Below are 16187 nucleotides of genomic sequence, written 5' to 3' on the forward strand. Positions count from 1 at the left end.
GCCGATTTGTTTTTAATATTGTTTTAATTTGGCTTCCATGCTTAGAGTAGTGTGGGGAACAGCGCGTAAACGCTCTTTTTGAATTAGTTTACCCGTTTCTCTGCACACTCCATATGTTTTATTTTCTATTCTTACCAATGCAGCCTCTAAATTGTCAATGAACTTTTTCTGACGAGCAGCTAATTGATTGATCTGCTCTTTTTCAAGCGTAGCCGAACCATCTTCCAACGTTTTGAAAGTACCCGCCGTATCATCTGTACCATTGCTGTTTGGGTTACTTAAAGATTTAGTCAAAGAGGCTAATTCTTCTTTCGCTACTCGAAGTTTTTCCAAGATAATTTCTTTAAACTCTTGTAGTTCGGCATCGCTGTAACGTGTCTTTTCTGTGTTTTCCATTTTTCAAATTTTTTAACAAGAATCTAAATCTGCCAAGGTTTTGCTAAAGACCTTGCTATAATACGGGTTATAGATTCTAAAACTACACTTTTTCAATTAATACATTTAGCTCAGTCTCTTCTATTTCAACACGTTCTCCACCGGTTAAGTTGTTTTCAACTTTAAACGAGTTGGCTAGGATCTCTGTGCTAATATAAGATAAATTATCTTTAATAGCATCGGCAATTAAGGAACTATTGCTTATCGTCACATTGATCTTATCAGTTACTTCAAAGTTAAGTTCCTTTCGAAGTGTTTGTATGCGATTCACAAGTTCGCGCGCCAGGCCTTCATTTTTTAGTGCCGGTGTAATATGAACATCTAAAGCTACCGTGAGCTTGTCTAAGTTGGCAACTTGCCAGCCAGCTACATCTTCTGCGATTATTTCTACATCCGCTAAGGTAACTGTATAAGGAGCCTCCGTTAAGGTAAAGGATCCAGATGTTTCCAATTGACTAATTTCCGACTCTCCAAACGCTTGAATAGCTGCTGCAACCAGTTTCATATCTTTTCCAACCTTAGGTCCCAAGGCCTTGAAGTTAGGTCTGATTTTTTTTCGTATAATCCCGGAAGTATCCTTTATAAACTCTATTTCTTTGATGTTTGTCTCCGATAAAATCAAATCTTTCACTTTCGCTACTTTCTCCCTGAATGTATCATCTAACACCGGAAGTAGAATTTTGTTTAGTGGTTGACGAACATTTATACCCACTTTTTTACGTAGAGATAAAGTTAACGACGATATATCTTGGGCCAAGGTCATCCGTTCTTCCAGGTTTTTGTCTACAAGCGTTTCATTATAAGTTGGGTAGAACGAAAGGTGAACTGATTCCGCCCGATCTTTCTGCGTTGCGTTATTGAGGTCCAGAAATAGTTGATCACTGAAAAAAGGAGCGATTGGAGACATGAGTTTCGCAACTGTGTCTAAGCAGGTATATAGGGTTTGATAAGCAGATATTTTATCTTCACTATATTCGCCTTTCCAAAAACGGCGGCGACATAGTCGTACATACCAATTACTTAAATGCTCATCCACGAAATTTTGGATGGCACGAGCTGCTTTTGTTGGCTCGAAATCTTGATAGAATGTATCTACCTCTTTTGTCAAACTATTCAAGAGTGATATGATCCAACGATCAATTTCAGGACGGTCATTATAGGCGATCTCTGCTTCCATGTAAGAGAAGCCGTCAATGTTAGCATATAGCGCAAAGAAAGCATAAGTGTTGTATAGTGTTCCGAAGAACTTACGCCGCACTTCATCTAAACCTTCTTCATTGAATTTTAAGTTATCCCAAGGTGCAGCATTGCTGATCATGTACCAACGGGTAGCATCGGCACTGTATTTTGAAATGGTGGCAAAAGGATCTACCGCATTACCTAAGCGTTTGGACATTTTGTTTCCATTCTTATCGAGCACCAGACCGTTAGAAACCACATTTTTAAATGCTACGGAATCACAAAGCATGGTTGCTATTGCATGCAATGTAAAAAACCACCCACGCGTTTGGTCTACGCCCTCAGCTATAAAGTCGGCTGGATACGCCTCTTCAAAACCTTCTTTGAATGGAAATTTCTCTCCTTTTGCTAATTTTTCATGGTCTAACCCCCACTGTGCATACGGCATTGATCCGGAATCGAACCACACATCGATAAGGTCAGGCTCTCTAAACAATTTCTGAAGGCTATCAGACACAAGCACAATGTCGTCTACATAAGGTCGGTGAAGATCAAATTTATCAGTGTCGAGTTTTACCAGATATTCGCGTAGTTTGGCGCTTTCTTCTTCATTTAACACATTGGTAGTTAAACTAAACTCGATATATTCACGTAATTCCTGTATCGATCCTATACAAATTTCTTCATTTTCATCTTCTGAACGCCAGATAGGCAGGGGAGTGCCCCAATACCTAGATCGAGATAGATTCCAATCAACTAGATTTTCCAGCCAATTTCCAAAACGTCCTGTGCCGGTAGCTTCAGGCTTCCAATTGATCGTTTTATTAAGTGCCACGAGTTTTTCCTTAACGGCAGTGGTTTTTATAAACCAGCTGTCTAAGGGATAATACAAGATAGGCTTGTCGGTACGCCAACAATGTGGATAACTGTGTTCATATCGTTTGACATCAAAGGCTTTATTCTCCTCCTTTAACTTGATCGCAATTAACACATCCGTTGGTTTAAAGTCCGGCTCTTGCCTTTCTTCGTCGCTGTAGTATTCTTCCTTAACAAAACGTCCGGCGAAATCTGTAATTTCTTTGACGAATCGTCCCTGTTTGTCTACAATTGGAACATCTTTGCCATTTTCATCTTTTACTAAAACTCCGGGAACTCCGTTTTCACGACAGGCTCTAAAGTCGTCTGCACCAAATGTAGCAGCAGCATGTACGATACCGGTGCCATCTTCGGTCGTCACAAAATCGCCAGGGATGACACGGAATGCATGTTGCTGTAAATCATCATTAATGACATAAGGAAGTAGTTGTTCATAACGTAAATTGAGCAAGTCTTCTCCTTTAAATTCAGTTGCAAGTTCCCAAGGAATCAGTTTGTCACCTTCTTTGTAATCTTGGAAGGGAAGATCTTTCGCCTCCGATTTGAAATACTTGCCAACTAAATCTTTTGCCAAAACAATGCTGATCGGCTCAAATGTATAGGGATTAAACGTCCGTATCTTTACGTAGGTAATATTTTTTCCCACGACGAGTGCGCAATTTGCCGGTAAAGTCCAAGGTGTGGTAGTCCAGGCGATGATTGCCGTATCTTCTCCTTCCTCTTCGAACAACTGAGGCATTAATGGGTGAATCTGATCTTTGACGATTCTAAATTCTGCTACAATTGTCGTGTCTTTAACAGGTTTATAGGTGCCGGGTTGATTTAGCTCATGTGAGCTTAGGCCGGTTCCCGCAGCAGGAGAGTATGGCTGAATAGTATAACCTTTGTATAATAAGTCTTTATTGTATAATTCCTTTAATATCCACCAAATGGTTTCGATGTATTCGTTTTGATAAGTAATGTAGGGGTTTTTGAGATCAACCCAATAACCCATTTTTTCAGTCAGATCATTCCAAACATCCGTATAGCGCATTACTTCGCGCTTACAGGCGTTATTGTATTCCTCTACTGATATCTTTTTACCAATATCTTCTTTAGTAATACCTAAAGTTTTTTCTACAGCAAGTTCGATGGGAAGACCATGGGTATCCCATCCGCCTTTCCGCTTTACCTGGAAGCCTTTTAAGGTTTTATATCGGCAGAAAATATCCTTTATTGTCCTAGCCATGACGTGGTGTATGCCAGGCATACCATTGGCAGAGGGAGGACCTTCATAAAAAGTATAGGGCTTTGTAGAAGGCCTGCTGGTGACACTTTTCTCAAACACATTCTTTGCCTGCCAATTAGCTAAGATATTGTTGCCTATATTCGGTAAATCGAGCTGTTTATATTCCTTGTACATCAGTGTATTAATCCAAAAATTAAGGATGCAAAGTTAAGACATTAAGGCGAAAAGTGAAAACGGTGTAATCGCTTCCCTGCTTATTCCTGTATTTTCTTTCGATTTAAACCTTTAGATCGTCACAAAGCGAAAATTTATTATCTTTAACTGACAGTTTAGCTCTTAGTAGTTATGAATAAATATCTGAAACGCGGTATCCTAATTACAATGTTGGGAATTCTGATGGGCATGTTGGGCATGTGTCTGAAAAGGTTGGAAAATGATTTCTATGGAATCACATTAACATTGGGTGTACTGGTATTTGGTGTCGGCTTTGTTACTATTGTCTATAGTTTAATTAGAAAAATAGAGCGTCAAAGCATCCTTGAATCAAGAGAAGAGCAACAGCAATCCTCCGAAAGTGATTAATTATGGGCTTTCTATCTGCGTTAAGATTTGCTTGGTATGGTTTACGTGATACATTTAAAACCGAAAGGAACTTCAGGATCCAATCTGCTTTTGCAATACTTGCCCTTATAATGGGGCTTTTATTGAAAATCGATCTCAATGAGTGGCTTTGGATTGGGGTATCCATTTTTCTTGTATTGGCTGCTGAGCTATTTAATACTGCGCTGGAAGCTTTAACCAATCTGGTTTCACCTACCTGGCATCCCTTAGCAAAAAAGGCGAAGGATGCCGCCGCCTCCGCCGTTCTGCTGTTGGCTGTATTTTCTATTATTTGTGGAATCATTATTTTTTTGCCTAAACTTGTGCAAGTAATAAAGCATTTCAATAGTGTTACATAAAACCAGAGGAATTGTCCTGAAGATTACTCCTTATGCCGAGACGAGTGTTGTGGCGCAAATATTTACGGAAAAGTTTGGTATACAGTCTTATCTTATCAACGGCGTAAAGAGGGCACGGGCGAAGATTCACCTTAATATATTGCAACCACTACATTTATTAGATCTTGTCGTATATCAAAAAACTACAACGGGATTAAACCGGATGGCGGAGGCTCGGCAATTACCGGTTTTTCAACGGATTCCCTACGATATTATAAAAAGCTCCATGGCCTTGTTTATTACGGAAATAATATATAAAAGCATTCGGCAGCAGGGGCCGGATGAAAAGCTTTTTGAATACCTCTTTAGTGCAATATGCTGGTTAGATTCGTCCGAGGAAACACCGATCAATTTTCATTTAGCTTTTCTTCTAAAACTCACCAAATATTTAGGCTTCTATCCAGCATCCCGAACAGGAGAACAAATTTATTTTGATCTTAAGGAAGGTGTTTTTACTCGATTCACCCCAGGTCATATCTTAGTTTTGCAGGAACCACATACCGGTCAGTGGAATACACTTTTAAATACCAGTTTTGCATCGCTTAACAATGTGAAAATAGGTAACCGGGACCGAAGAATTCTTTTGCAGAAATTGATCGATTTTTATCAACTCCATATCGATGGTTTAGGCGAAATAAAATCACTCGAAATACTGGAAGAAGTTTTGGCTTAAAGCAATCATATCATATACGAATAATATGTTTACATTCATTAAAAGTTACGTGCTGCCTTCTATGTTTTTTTTAACTGTTTCCTTTTGTCATGCTCAAAGCGGCGAAATTAAAGCAGACTCACTTTTGATAAAAAAGCATATCTATTTTTTGGCAGCAAATAAGTTGGAAGGTAGAGGAACGGGCAGTAAAGGTATAAAAAAGGCGGCGAAGTATATTGAGCGCTATTTTAAGAAATATGGCCTGAAGCCATTAGGAGATAAGGGTTATCGACAGCCGTTTATAGCAAAAGTGAAAAAGGTGGTTGTTCCCGATAGTTTGCGGAAAGCCGATAACCTGATAGGATATTTGGATAATAGGGCGACAAATACAATCATCATTGGAGCCCATTATGATCATTTGGGGCTAGGTACACAGGGCAGTTCTAAGGACGCTTTGCCTGAAGGGAAGATCCATCATGGTGCCGATGACAATGCCTCGGGCGTCGCGGGACTATTGGAACTAGCAAGGTGTTTTTCACAAAATGGACGGCAAGAGAATTATAATATTCTTTTCGTAGCTTTTTCGGGAGAGGAATTGGGGCTGCTGGGCTCTAAGTATTATGTAGAACATCCTGTTACATCAATGAATAAAGTGAATTTTATGGTGAACATGGATATGATTGGCAGGTATGATCCGGGGCGTGGACTTGGAATAGGCGGTTTCGGTACAAGCGATAGTTGGCCAGCCGTTTTTGAAGGTATTACAAGCGATATTAAATATTTTACAGACAGAAGCGGAAGTGGTGGTTCTGATCATGGCTCCTTTTACGCTAAAGGTATCCCGGTTCTTTTTTTTCACACGGGTGGACATGAAGATTACCATATGCCTACGGATACTCCTGAAAAAGTCAATATAACAGCATTGGCAAAAATAGTCGATTTGGAAATAGAAATCATTTTGAAAGCAATGAATAAAAATAAACTTAACTTTACGGAAGTCAAGTAAGATTTTTACATGTTTGTATATTTATGCGTGTGTCTCTTGATCGATGTCGATAATAAAAAAAATTAACAATGAAATTTGGACAAGTTGAAGACCCCGGGCAAGTGGATTTTACTTTGCCTGACACCCATTCGGATACAATTAACCTACTGAATGCTACTAGAAACAAGGCGGCTTTTAAGGTGAGCATAGGATGTGCTAAGTGGAATAAACAAGATTTAAAAGGATTTTATCCACGTGGAACAAAAGACGAGTTATCGTACTACGCAAACCAGTTTAATGCAATTGAACTCAATGCTACCTTCTACAATGCGCCGGATAAACAACAAGTATTGACTTGGAAGAATAAAGTGCCTGCTGATTTTAAATTTTTCCCGAAATTGCCAAATCAGATCAGTCACTACAGACGTTTATTAAATGCTGAGGAACCTACGATTGCTTTTTGCGATGCGATTAGCTTTTTTGAAGAAAAACTTGGCATGGCATTTTTGCAGCTTCATGACAATTTTAAACCAACTAATTTGGACCGCCTTTCTGCTTATTTGTCAGCTTTTCCAAAAGGCATACCACTGGCGGTAGAGGTTAGAAATGAAGAGTGGTTTCAGAATAAAGAGATATTTGACGAGTATAGTAATCTACTAAAAGAGCATCGTATGGCAAATATAATAGTTGATACCGCGGGCCGTAGGGATATGTTGCACATGCGACTAACCTCTCCTGAGGCCTTTATTCGCTATGTTGGGGCAAATCACTCAAGCGACTACGAACGTTTGGATCGATGGATAGACAGAATACAGGAATGGCGATCGGAAGGCTTGCAATCTTTGTACTTTTTTGTGCATCAGAATATAGAAAGGGAGTCGCCTTTACTCTCCGCTTATTTTATTGAAAAGTTGAACAGCGTTTTTGATCTTGACTTACACGTTCCGAAAGGACTAGCGGAGACAGGTGAACAGGCTAAGCTACTTTGAAAATAAGCTACAAAAAAAAGAGTGTCTCCTATATCTTGTCAAAAACATGGAGCACTCTATATTATGGTTTACAGCCTCTTGTTTAATTCATCTTGGAGCTGCCTGTTTAGCTTTTGTTCCCTTTCCATAGCTTTCTTGCGATGTTGCTCGAATTCGAGGCGTAGTTCTTCCAATGTTTTTTTTGCATCGGCAGTTACTAAATGACTTTGGTTGAAACGATATATATAAAACGTAAGTGCCAGAGCAAGTACACCAATTATACACCATATAAGTAAGTTATAGGTACTCTTCGGTAAGAGGATCCCTAAAAAACTAAAGCTCTCTTTTTGTTCCCTGGTAGTTTTGAGTTCCTGTGCTACCTTGTTCAAGCTATCTTGAAGAGAAGAAACCTCACGATCATGGTTGTCCAAAGTGGCTTTTACATTGGCCAGTTTGGTCTGCATAGCTTTGATTGAATCTGTTATGTTTGTCTCTAATTTTTCTAAGGAGGTTTTTCGAACTACTTTATAGTCCTGATAATTATTTGAAGTGTTGTTAATATAGTCAAACTGACTTGCAATAGATCCTCCGTTCAATCCCTGTTGTGATTTTGCCTGGGAAATTTTTGACGTTTTAACAGGTGAAGTAGGTGCAGTTTGCGCTTGTGCATTAGCTAAAGAAAAGGAAAGAACGAAAATGAAGAAAGAAAATTTTAGTCTTTGCATAAGTAATATAAGTTGTGTTTGACGTATTTAACTCCGGCAAATATAACACAAACCTTATAGAATGCCATGGTTTTCCGGTATTTGGATAAGACGGCAGACCCTGGGAGCAAACGAAAGTGTATAAAAAAGGCTTTAAATGACGATAAAAAAGCCCAGAAGGAAGGAATAGCGTCAATAAGTTTAAGAAAACCACTTTTGCCAAAAGAGTAAAATATTAAAAATTAACTGATTACATAATAAGCGAAGAAATAGTTCAAAAATATTTTGCATTGTTGTGGAACAACTCTATATTTGCAGTCCCAAACGGGAAGAATACCTGGATAGGTAGGAAAAGGAGGCTTAGCTCAGCTGGTTCAGAGCATCTGCCTTACAAGCAGAGGGTCACTGGTTCGAATCCAGTAGCCTCCACCATAAGGTTTTTATAGGTTATATGATCTACTTTGTTTAAGTAGATAAAATTTAAGGAGGCTTAGCTCAGCTGGTTCAGAGCATCTGCCTTACAAGCAGAGGGTCACTGGTTCGAATCCAGTAGCCTCCACACTTAAGCATCTATTCAAGGTGCTTTTTTATTTTATATCTATTTTTATTCCCTTTTATTATTTGATATTAAATGACACTCGATTGATGAGTAAAACTGATACTACTTTCTAACTGACAGCGATTACTGAATCTGTGTCATGACAATAAAAAAGATTGCAGTTTAATTTTGATTTATCACTTGTTTGTCATACTTTTATAAATACCGATTACAAACCTAAAATGTAAATGGGCAATCCGAAAAAGGGTTGCTCATTTTTTTTATTGGCATGGACTTTGTGGTAAGTGTTTTGACTGCTGTCATGCAGTATTAAAGTAGTCTTTTCATAATTTAGGTTTATAATTGGTTAAGTAAAAGCCTTGATGCCCATCATCAAGGCTTTTTATTTCAATTTTAATATATACTCAAAGTTGAGAAGTGATTTCAGTTGATAGCGGCTTGGTGGCGGAACGATAACGATGTATCAAGTGGCCGTTTTCGTCAATTAAGAACTTCTCAAAGTTCCATTTGATGTCGCCTGTAAAATCCGGATTCTCCGCTTTTGTTAAATAATCAAAAATAGGGTTAATATCGTCGCCTTTCACACTGCTTTTTTCTGCGAGTAAAAAAGTCACGCCATAATTTTGTTCACAAAACGACTTTATGTCGTCATTAGAACCAGGCTCCTGTGAGCCGAAATTGTTGGCAGGAAATCCGATCACGACAACCTTGTCTTTGAATCTTTTTGATAATTCCTCCAGTTCTTTATACTGGGGAGTGAAGCCGCATTTAGAGGCGGTGTTAACCAAAAGGATTTTTTTTCCTTTGAAATCTTTTAGATCAATTGTTTTACCGTCGATGGAGGTAAATGAAAACTGATAAATATTTTCAGGTGGGAGAGCCATAAACATGCTCATAATTAAAAGCAGCGTTTTCATGTTTCTATTGATTTAAACTGTTTCTCTTTCGATAACGAAGTTAAACAATTCTTCAATAGGCTGTTTAATTATTTTGCCGATTTGTACGGCGTATTGCTCGCATACGATCCTTAGTTGGTCACTGAAGTAATAAGCGATAGATCCCACAAAATGAAATAAATGATTTTGATAATCAGGGAACAATAAAATGTTTGTTTTTACAAATTCCTCAAAGCCACGGTGCAATAGACCCATAATATATGGGTGCGTTTGATTGCTTTCCATGAAAGGCGCAAAGGAGGCGAGATAGGTGTTTGGAGAATTCCTTTGATAAACGTTTTTGATAACCATTTCTTTATTGATCCGGTAAGTACTTTCAAATTTCCTAGAGAGCTCTTCGGGTAAAGCACCATAGAGAAAAGCTGTTATCAATTTTTTTCCGAACCAAGCGCCGGAACCTTCATCACCTAGTATAAAACCCAGTCCTTGCCTTGTTGGTTGTACCTGTTCACCATCAAAAAAGGTAACATTGGACCCCGTTCCAAGTACTGCGGTATAACCACTATCATTTCCACAGGTAGCATAAGCGGAGCCGATAAGGTCGGTTTCTACTGAAATAAAAGCCTTTTTGAAGATTTGAGAAAGAGCATTTGATACCATTTCCCGACGGTCGGGATTTGTGCAGCCCGATCCAAAAAAATAGACTTCTGAAATAAGATCTGCATAGGGTGCTATATCTGTGATATTCTGCACAATCTTTACGATTTCCTTCTCCGTGGTAAAAAAGGGATTTAATCCTCTTGTTCTGAAAGTTAAAGGTTCGCTGTTTGGAAGTGCAAGCATCCAGTCAGATTTATACGATCCGCTATCTACAACCAATATCATAGTAAAATTTGGTAGGCTTTATGTGTTAACGTTTTAGATACAAATATACTAAAATACTGGAATAACCATTTATAAAGTGTCTAAAGCACATTAATTGAGCGTGAGTGACCCAGCAATCTGTTTTAGACCAATTTCTGCCATTTTTGCTTCATATTGAGCATTGCTGAATCGAACGCTCGCATCAACATAGTTTCTTTGGGCTTCGCGAAACTCTAAGGGTGTAATGCTTCCTAGACGATATTTTTCGAGCGTTATATCCATATTTTGCTTAGCAACCATTTGATTTCCTTGTTCTCGATCAACTAATTCTAGATTAACGAGATAAGTCTGATAGGCAGATGAAAGCTGTGAAAGAAGTGCTTGATTCGTTTTCTCCAGGTTAATGCTCGCATTTTCAATGGCTAATGCTGCATTCCTCTCATTCCTTTTCTGTAAAAACCCATTGAATATATTCATTGATGCTGACACGCCGTAACTAAATCCATTGCCCTGATTTTTCGTCGCAAAGCCTAATTCAGCCGTAGTTCGTGTTCGTGTATACGCGGAATTTATGTCTATTGTGGGATAACGCTGACCTTTTACTTCTTTCAATTCAAGCTGTGCTATCCTTCGATTAATTAAAGCTGCTTGCAAAGCCGGATTATGTTGGAGTGCGAGATTTAATAAGTTATCATATTTAAGATTGTCTTCTATACTGATACTGTCCGTTACGTCAAAAAGCGTATTGACATCGCGAGCTAAGATTTCGTTCAATCTGATTTTTGTGTTGCTGAAAAGCACATTTTGACGCATAAGATTTGTGGTATCGGTATTTAAGTCGACTTTGGAGGCTAAAACCTCTAATTTAGAGGCTCTTCCAATCTGATATCGATTCTCAGCCATTTCTAGGCGATATTTTGAAAGGTCTAGTGCTGTTCGTAAGGCGGTAAGTTGTTGTTTTTGTTGTACCAGGTTAAAATATTCGCTAACGACGTTAAAAACGGTGGATAAAATTGCCTGTTTTAAATTCGCATCACCTAGCTTCTGTAATTCTTTCAATTGATCGTAACGCGCAAACATTTGAAACCCATCAAAAACAGTCCAATCCAGATTTGCACCATAAGCCATGGATGTGTTCCGTGCCCCTTTTAACGATCGGGTTTCACCGCTTAATAGTGTTTGTGTCGTGTTCTGTGTAGCAGCGGATGCAGAAGCATCGCCCGTAACACTTGGCAACATGCCGGCATTGGCCAAATTTGCATTGTTCTTTGCAATAGCAACATCATTGCTAACAAGCCTGATGTCATAGTTTTGTTTAAGGGCAATAGCGACAGCATCTTCCAAATTCAATATCTCTTGTGCAAAGGCAATAAAGGGCAAAATATATATCGGTAAAAAAATATACAATAATTTTTTCATAAACGATTAGCTATTATAGCATTGCCTGAGCGGCTTTTAGTTCCTGTCTTTCTACTTCTTCTGCTTCTTTCAAATCCAAATTCGGTTTATACTCTCTTGACCATAACGAGTAAATGGCAGGGATGACAAATAAGGTTAGGATCAATGAGAAAATCGTTCCGCCTACAATTACAACTCCCATGCCTATTCTGCTTGTTGCAGCTGCACCAAGGGCCAATGCAATGGGAAGAGCTCCCAATGCGATTGCAAAGCTTGTCATCAATATCGGTCGTAACCGAGCCTCGGACGCTTCTAAGATAGCCTCTTTAACGGTCTTGCCTTCTTCTTTAAGTTGATTGGCAAATTCAACTATCAGAATACCATTTTTAGTGACTAAACCGATCAACATAATAGTGCCGATCTGACTGAATACATTCCAACTTTCTCCAACCACCCATAAGGATAACAGTGCACCGGCCACAGCCATAGGAACGGTAAGTATAATGATAAATGGATCGAGAAAACTCTCAAATTGCGCCGCCAATATTAAATATACTAATAATAAAGCGAGCCCGAATGCGAATAAGGTATTCGACCCACTTTCCCTAAAGTCGCGTGATTCGCCGCCTAAATCTGTAGAAAAGCTGTCGTCAAGTACTTTGGCTGCAATTCTGTCCATTGCATCAATACCTTCGCCGAGACTTACGCCGGGTGCTAATCCTGCCGATACGGTAGCCGACATAAACCGGTTATTATGATATAATTGAGGTGGGCTAGAACGTTCTTCGATCGTTACAACGTTGTCCAATTGAATCAATTGCCCTGTATTGCTTCGAACAAATATAGCGGCTAAATCCAAAGGAGAACTTCTGTCTACATCGTCAAATTGACCGATTACTTGATATTGTTTGCCATTCATGATAAAATAGGCAAAGCGTTGGCCGCTTAGCGAGAGCTGCAGGGTTTGAGCAACGTCGAGTACCGATACGCCTAAACTTTGGGCTTTGTCGCGATCGATGCTTATATTGAGTTCCGGTTTATTGAACTTAAGGTCAATGTCAACCACTGAAAACGTCGGATCATTGTTCGCTTCGTCCATAAATTCCGGTATTTTTTCACGGAGCTTGTCGAATGTTGGTGCTTGTATAATATATTGTACAGGTAGCCCGCCTCGTCTATTTACCGAGATTGTCGGCGTTTGCGTGACGAAGGTCCGGGCTTCGGTATATTTTCTCGTTTGTTTAGTTAATGCCTCTGCAATTTCTGCCTGTGAACGTACCCGGTCTTCCGGAGCTACTAGGGTCATGCGCATTCTCCCGCTGTTAATTGAAGATGAACCGAATCCCGGTGATGTCATGACCAAATTAACAGATTTTTCAGGAATGGAGTCATTAACGAGCTGTGTAAGTTCGGTCATAAAACGGTCCATGTAATCATAGGAACTTCCTTCTGGAGCTGTTACATTGACGCGAATCAGACTCCGATCTTCATATGGAGCCGTTTCTTTTTTGATATGTGTCCAAAAGAAGGCAATCAATCCAAAACAGATGAAAAGGATAGGAAAGCTAAGCCATTTATGCTGTAGGAAATGAGTCAATGATTTACCATAACCAGTAGTCATTTTTACAAAATAGGGTTCGGTGAGTTCATAAAACCGAGAGTGCTTGGTGCCGCCCTTCTTCATCAGGTAAGCATTCAGCATTGGCGTTAATGTCAGCGAGACAAAGGCAGAAATGAGTACCGCCGACGCAATAACGACACCAAATTCACGAAAAAGCCGTCCTACAAATCCTTCCAGAAACATAACGGGTAAGAAAACCGCTGCTAAGGTTATCGAAATGGAGATGACAGCAAAGAAAATTTCATTTGATCCTTTGATGGCAGCCTGCATCGGTGACATACCTTCTTCCACCTTTTTGTAAATATTTTCGGTTACAACGATTCCGTCGTCCACAACAAGTCCGGTTGCCAATACAATGGCGAGAAGTGTTAATACATTAATGGAAAAACCAAAAAGGTACATAATAAAGAAGGTGGCAATTAAAGATACAGGGATATCGATTAACGGCCTGAAGGCGATACCCCAGTTTCGGAAGAACAAAAATATGATCAATATAACCAATACCAGGGCTATAGCAATCGTTTCGGCCACTTCCGTAACGGATTTTTTGATGAACAGCGTGTTGTCCAATGCGACGTCTAGTATAATATCGGTAGGAATTTCGTTCTTTATTTGTTCAATTCTTTTGTAGAATGCTTCTGCAATTTCGATATAATTAGTTCCGGGTTGAGGAATCACAGCTAGCCCCACCATTGGAATACCTGATTCCGTCATCTTCGTTTCAATATTTTCAGGTCCCAATACGGCACGTCCAACATCGCTAAAACGTATAATCCGATTACCATCGGTTTTAATGATCAATCTATTAAAATCTTCTTCGGTTACAAGGTTTCCCGCTGTTTTAACAGTAAGCTCTGTATTGGCTCCCGTAATCTTTCCGGATGGCAATTCGACGTTTTGTAGCGTCAATGCGTTTCGGACATCTAGGGGAGTTAAACCGTAAGCGGCTAAACGCATTGGCTCAATCCATAGACGCATAGCGTAACGTTGTTGTCCCCAAATTTGAACGGTACTCACGCCGGGAAGGGTTTGTAATCGTTGTGCAATGACATTTTCTGCGATGTCATTTAGGTCTAATGGATCGCGCGTGTCACTTCTTACAGTCAAAGTAAGTATGGGTTCCGAATCAGCATCTGCCTTTGAAACAACCGGAGGTGCGTCTATATCTTGTGGCAGGCTTCTGAGCGCTTGTGAGACTTTGTCTCTTACGTCGTTTGCTGCTTCTTCTAAATTTTTACCAAGAACAAATTCTATGTTAATATTACTTGAACCTTGATTGCTGGACGATGAAATATTGCGAATGCCATCTATTTGATTGATCGACTTTTCCAGGGGTTCCGTAATTTGTGATTCGATGATGTCGGGGTTTGCCCCGGCATAATTGGTACGGACCGAAACGATAGGGGGGTCGATAGAGGGGAATTCTCGTATACCTAAAAAGGTGTAACCAATAATCCCAAAAAGAATCAAGATTAGGTTCATGACGATCGTCAGAACTGGACGTTTTATACTGGTGGTTGAAAGACTCATGGCTTAATTTTTTAAGTTAACATGCACATTCATCCCGTTTTTTAAGGCCATGACACCCGAAGTGAGCACGGTATCACCGATAGAAATACCCTTGTTCACGAGGATATCTGTGCTTGTTCTGCTATCGCTTTCAATGTCCACCGCGCTCGCCTTGCCTCCCTTGCATACAAAAACTTGCTTGCCTCCTTGTACCGGGATAACGGCTTCCGTGGGGATTAAAACGGCTTCTTTTACCATATTGATGGGTAGTTGCACCCTGGCGAAAGAGCCTGGAAATAACTCGCCTGAATCGTTGGCAGCTAAAGCTCTAATTTGTATTGTCCTTGTCTGTGCATCAATTCCAGGTTCGATGGCATATATTTTTGCGCTATACTGCTTTGACGAGCCGCTTATCGTAAAGTTTAAAGGCAGCCCTTCTTTTATTTGTGCTGTATATTTTTCAGGAACCGAAAATAAAATTTTTACCGGGTTGGTACTCATTAAATTTGCGACAATCGTAGTGGGTGTCAAATATTCTCCTGCCGATACCGAGCGAAGACCTATTTTTCCACTGAAAGGTGCCCTTACCTTTGTTTTCGCTATCTGCGCTTTTATTAATTGTGTTTGCGCCTGAGCTGATTGTAAATCTGCGAGTGCCACATCCTTTTCTTGCGTGCTGATCGCCTCCTTTTCTAACAAGAGGGAGGCTCGGCGAGCGTTCTCTTCCGCAAGTTTTTCTTCGGTTTGACGTTGCAATAATTGAGCTTGTAATTCTGTGTCGTCAATGTTAAACAGAATTTGTCCTTTTGTTACAAAAGATCCTTCATGGAAGTAAAGATTTCGTATAATACCTGAAACCTCGCTCCGAATTTGAACTTGCTCGTTTGGTTCAACGCTACCCGATACCGTTAAAATATTCTCAAAATCTTTCGGTGATACCACAATCCCATTTACTTCAATGGGAGCACCTTTTGGACTTTCACTAGGTGGGGCAATTTTACCTCCTTTTTCACTGGAAAACTTGTAGGCAACGAAAGCGATAATACCTACAATAATGATTAAGTAAATGTACTTTCTCTTCATTCAGAAAAAATTGACTGCGTTTTAGTTCTCTTTTATATTAGATGTTAGCTCACAAAAGTTGATCTGACGGATTCTGCCAAGCGTTACAAGGCATAAAGTTAATTATTATTTGCCATACAGTTTTGCAACATTATTGATGTTAAAATCGCCCTCCCAATGGAAGAGGACAAATAGGTGCAGTGATGCTGCTGTAAATTGCTACCTTTGCAGTTTAATTCTTTCACGCATGAAC

13 protein-coding genes and 2 tRNA genes are annotated in these 16187 nt (G+C 39.6%); 7 read left to right on the plus strand and 8 right to left on the minus strand.

Annotated features, from left to right (window positions below):
- Positions 1-12 precede the first annotated feature (12 nt).
- Positions 13-396 carry a TraR/DksA family transcriptional regulator gene (locus tag M1D52_RS05545; protein WP_013663370.1) on the minus strand — a complete coding sequence of 128 codons (384 nt, stop codon included), beginning with the start codon at positions 394-396 and terminating at the stop codon, positions 13-15.
- A gap of 82 nt (positions 397-478) precedes the next feature.
- Entirely contained in the window at positions 479-3892 is a 3414-nt protein-coding gene (gene ileS, locus M1D52_RS05550) for an isoleucine--tRNA ligase (protein ID WP_437394393.1), read from the minus strand.
- A gap of 207 nt (positions 3893-4099) precedes the next feature.
- Between ileS and M1D52_RS05555 the strand changes: the two genes are divergently transcribed.
- The 5 genes from M1D52_RS05555 (at position 4100) to M1D52_RS05575 (ending at position 7342) form a co-directional block, all read left to right on the plus strand.
- On the plus strand, positions 4100-4300 hold the full coding sequence (locus M1D52_RS05555) for a signal peptidase (protein ID WP_437394392.1): 201 nt from the start codon (positions 4100-4102) through the stop codon (positions 4298-4300).
- 2 nt (positions 4301-4302) lie between these two features.
- On the plus strand, positions 4303-4677 hold the full coding sequence (locus M1D52_RS05560) for a diacylglycerol kinase family protein (RefSeq protein ID WP_130858338.1): 375 nt from the start codon (positions 4303-4305) through the stop codon (positions 4675-4677).
- Positions 4667-5389: a DNA repair protein RecO gene (gene recO / locus M1D52_RS05565; RefSeq protein ID WP_013663366.1), complete on the plus strand. Its 723-nt coding sequence runs from the start codon at positions 4667-4669 to the stop codon at positions 5387-5389. Before M1D52_RS05560 ends, recO begins: the two co-directional genes overlap by 11 nt.
- Before the next feature lie 25 nt (positions 5390-5414).
- A complete protein-coding gene (locus M1D52_RS05570) occupies positions 5415-6374 on the plus strand; it encodes a M20/M25/M40 family metallo-hydrolase (protein WP_013663365.1) in 960 nt (319 codons plus the stop codon).
- A gap of 68 nt (positions 6375-6442) precedes the next feature.
- A complete protein-coding gene (locus M1D52_RS05575; RefSeq protein WP_437365352.1) occupies positions 6443-7342 on the plus strand; it encodes a DUF72 domain-containing protein in 900 nt (299 codons plus the stop codon).
- A 68-nt stretch (positions 7343-7410) separates the two neighbouring features.
- Here M1D52_RS05575 and M1D52_RS05580 read toward each other — a convergent pair whose 3' ends face one another.
- Positions 7411-8046 (minus strand): hypothetical protein, encoded by a 636-nt coding sequence (locus M1D52_RS05580; protein WP_013663363.1) that lies wholly within the window; start codon positions 8044-8046, stop codon positions 7411-7413.
- A 333-nt stretch (positions 8047-8379) separates the two neighbouring features.
- On the opposite strand from M1D52_RS05580, the gene M1D52_RS05585 reads away from it, so the two are divergent.
- Both M1D52_RS05585 and M1D52_RS05590 read left to right on the plus strand, forming a co-directional pair.
- Positions 8380-8457: transfer RNA gene (locus tag M1D52_RS05585), tRNA-Val, on the plus strand.
- A 52-nt stretch (positions 8458-8509) separates the two neighbouring features.
- A tRNA-Val gene (locus tag M1D52_RS05590) sits at positions 8510-8584 on the plus strand.
- A 404-nt stretch (positions 8585-8988) separates the two neighbouring features.
- Here the strand turns inward: M1D52_RS05590 and M1D52_RS05595 are convergent.
- The 5 genes from M1D52_RS05595 to M1D52_RS05615 form a co-directional block, all read right to left on the minus strand.
- Positions 8989-9501, minus strand: a complete 513-nt coding sequence (locus M1D52_RS05595; protein WP_013663360.1) for a glutathione peroxidase — start codon at positions 9499-9501, stop codon at positions 8989-8991.
- 12 nt (positions 9502-9513) lie between these two features.
- Positions 9514-10365: an N-acetylglucosamine kinase gene (locus tag M1D52_RS05600; RefSeq protein WP_013663359.1), complete on the minus strand. Its 852-nt coding sequence runs from the start codon at positions 10363-10365 to the stop codon at positions 9514-9516.
- A gap of 90 nt (positions 10366-10455) precedes the next feature.
- The gene (locus M1D52_RS05605) at positions 10456-11763 is read right to left on the minus strand and encodes a TolC family protein (protein ID WP_013663358.1); all 1308 of its coding nucleotides are present in this window, start codon (positions 11761-11763) and stop codon (positions 10456-10458) included.
- Between the two features lie 13 nt (positions 11764-11776).
- Entirely contained in the window at positions 11777-14893 is a 3117-nt protein-coding gene (locus M1D52_RS05610; protein ID WP_013663357.1) for an efflux RND transporter permease subunit, read from the minus strand.
- 3 nt (positions 14894-14896) lie between these two features.
- Positions 14897-15955, minus strand: coding sequence for an efflux RND transporter periplasmic adaptor subunit (locus M1D52_RS05615; RefSeq protein WP_013663356.1), 1059 nt, complete (start codon positions 15953-15955; stop codon positions 14897-14899).
- Positions 15956-16187 lie beyond the last annotated feature (232 nt).

Source organism: Olivibacter sp. SA151 (assembly GCF_054130995.1).

Excerpts from the sequence above, each read along its gene's own strand:
- M1D52_RS05600 (WP_013663359.1), bottom strand. The coding sequence starts at position 10,365 with ATGATATTGGTTGTAGATAGCGGATCGTATAAATCTGACTGGATGCTT.
- M1D52_RS05560 (WP_130858338.1), top strand. The coding sequence starts at position 4,303 with ATGGGCTTTCTATCTGCGTTAAGATTTGCTTGGTATGGTTTACGTGAT.
- M1D52_RS05570 (WP_013663365.1), top strand. The coding sequence starts at position 5,415 with ATGTTTACATTCATTAAAAGTTACGTGCTGCCTTCTATGTTTTTTTTA.
- M1D52_RS05545 (WP_013663370.1), bottom strand. The coding sequence starts at position 396 with ATGGAAAACACAGAAAAGACACGTTACAGCGATGCCGAACTACAAGAG.
- M1D52_RS05595 (WP_013663360.1), bottom strand. The coding sequence starts at position 9,501 with ATGAAAACGCTGCTTTTAATTATGAGCATGTTTATGGCTCTCCCACCT.
- ileS (WP_437394393.1), bottom strand. The coding sequence starts at position 3,892 with ATGTACAAGGAATATAAACAGCTCGATTTACCGAATATAGGCAACAAT.
- M1D52_RS05605 (WP_013663358.1), bottom strand. The coding sequence starts at position 11,763 with ATGAAAAAATTATTGTATATTTTTTTACCGATATATATTTTGCCCTTT.
- M1D52_RS05555 (WP_437394392.1), top strand. The coding sequence starts at position 4,100 with ATGTTGGGAATTCTGATGGGCATGTTGGGCATGTGTCTGAAAAGGTTG.
- M1D52_RS05580 (WP_013663363.1), bottom strand. The coding sequence starts at position 8,046 with ATGCAAAGACTAAAATTTTCTTTCTTCATTTTCGTTCTTTCCTTTTCT.
- M1D52_RS05615 (WP_013663356.1), bottom strand. The coding sequence starts at position 15,955 with ATGAAGAGAAAGTACATTTACTTAATCATTATTGTAGGTATTATCGCT.
- M1D52_RS05610 (WP_013663357.1), bottom strand. The coding sequence starts at position 14,893 with ATGAGTCTTTCAACCACCAGTATAAAACGTCCAGTTCTGACGATCGTC.
- M1D52_RS05575 (WP_437365352.1), top strand. The coding sequence starts at position 6,443 with ATGAAATTTGGACAAGTTGAAGACCCCGGGCAAGTGGATTTTACTTTG.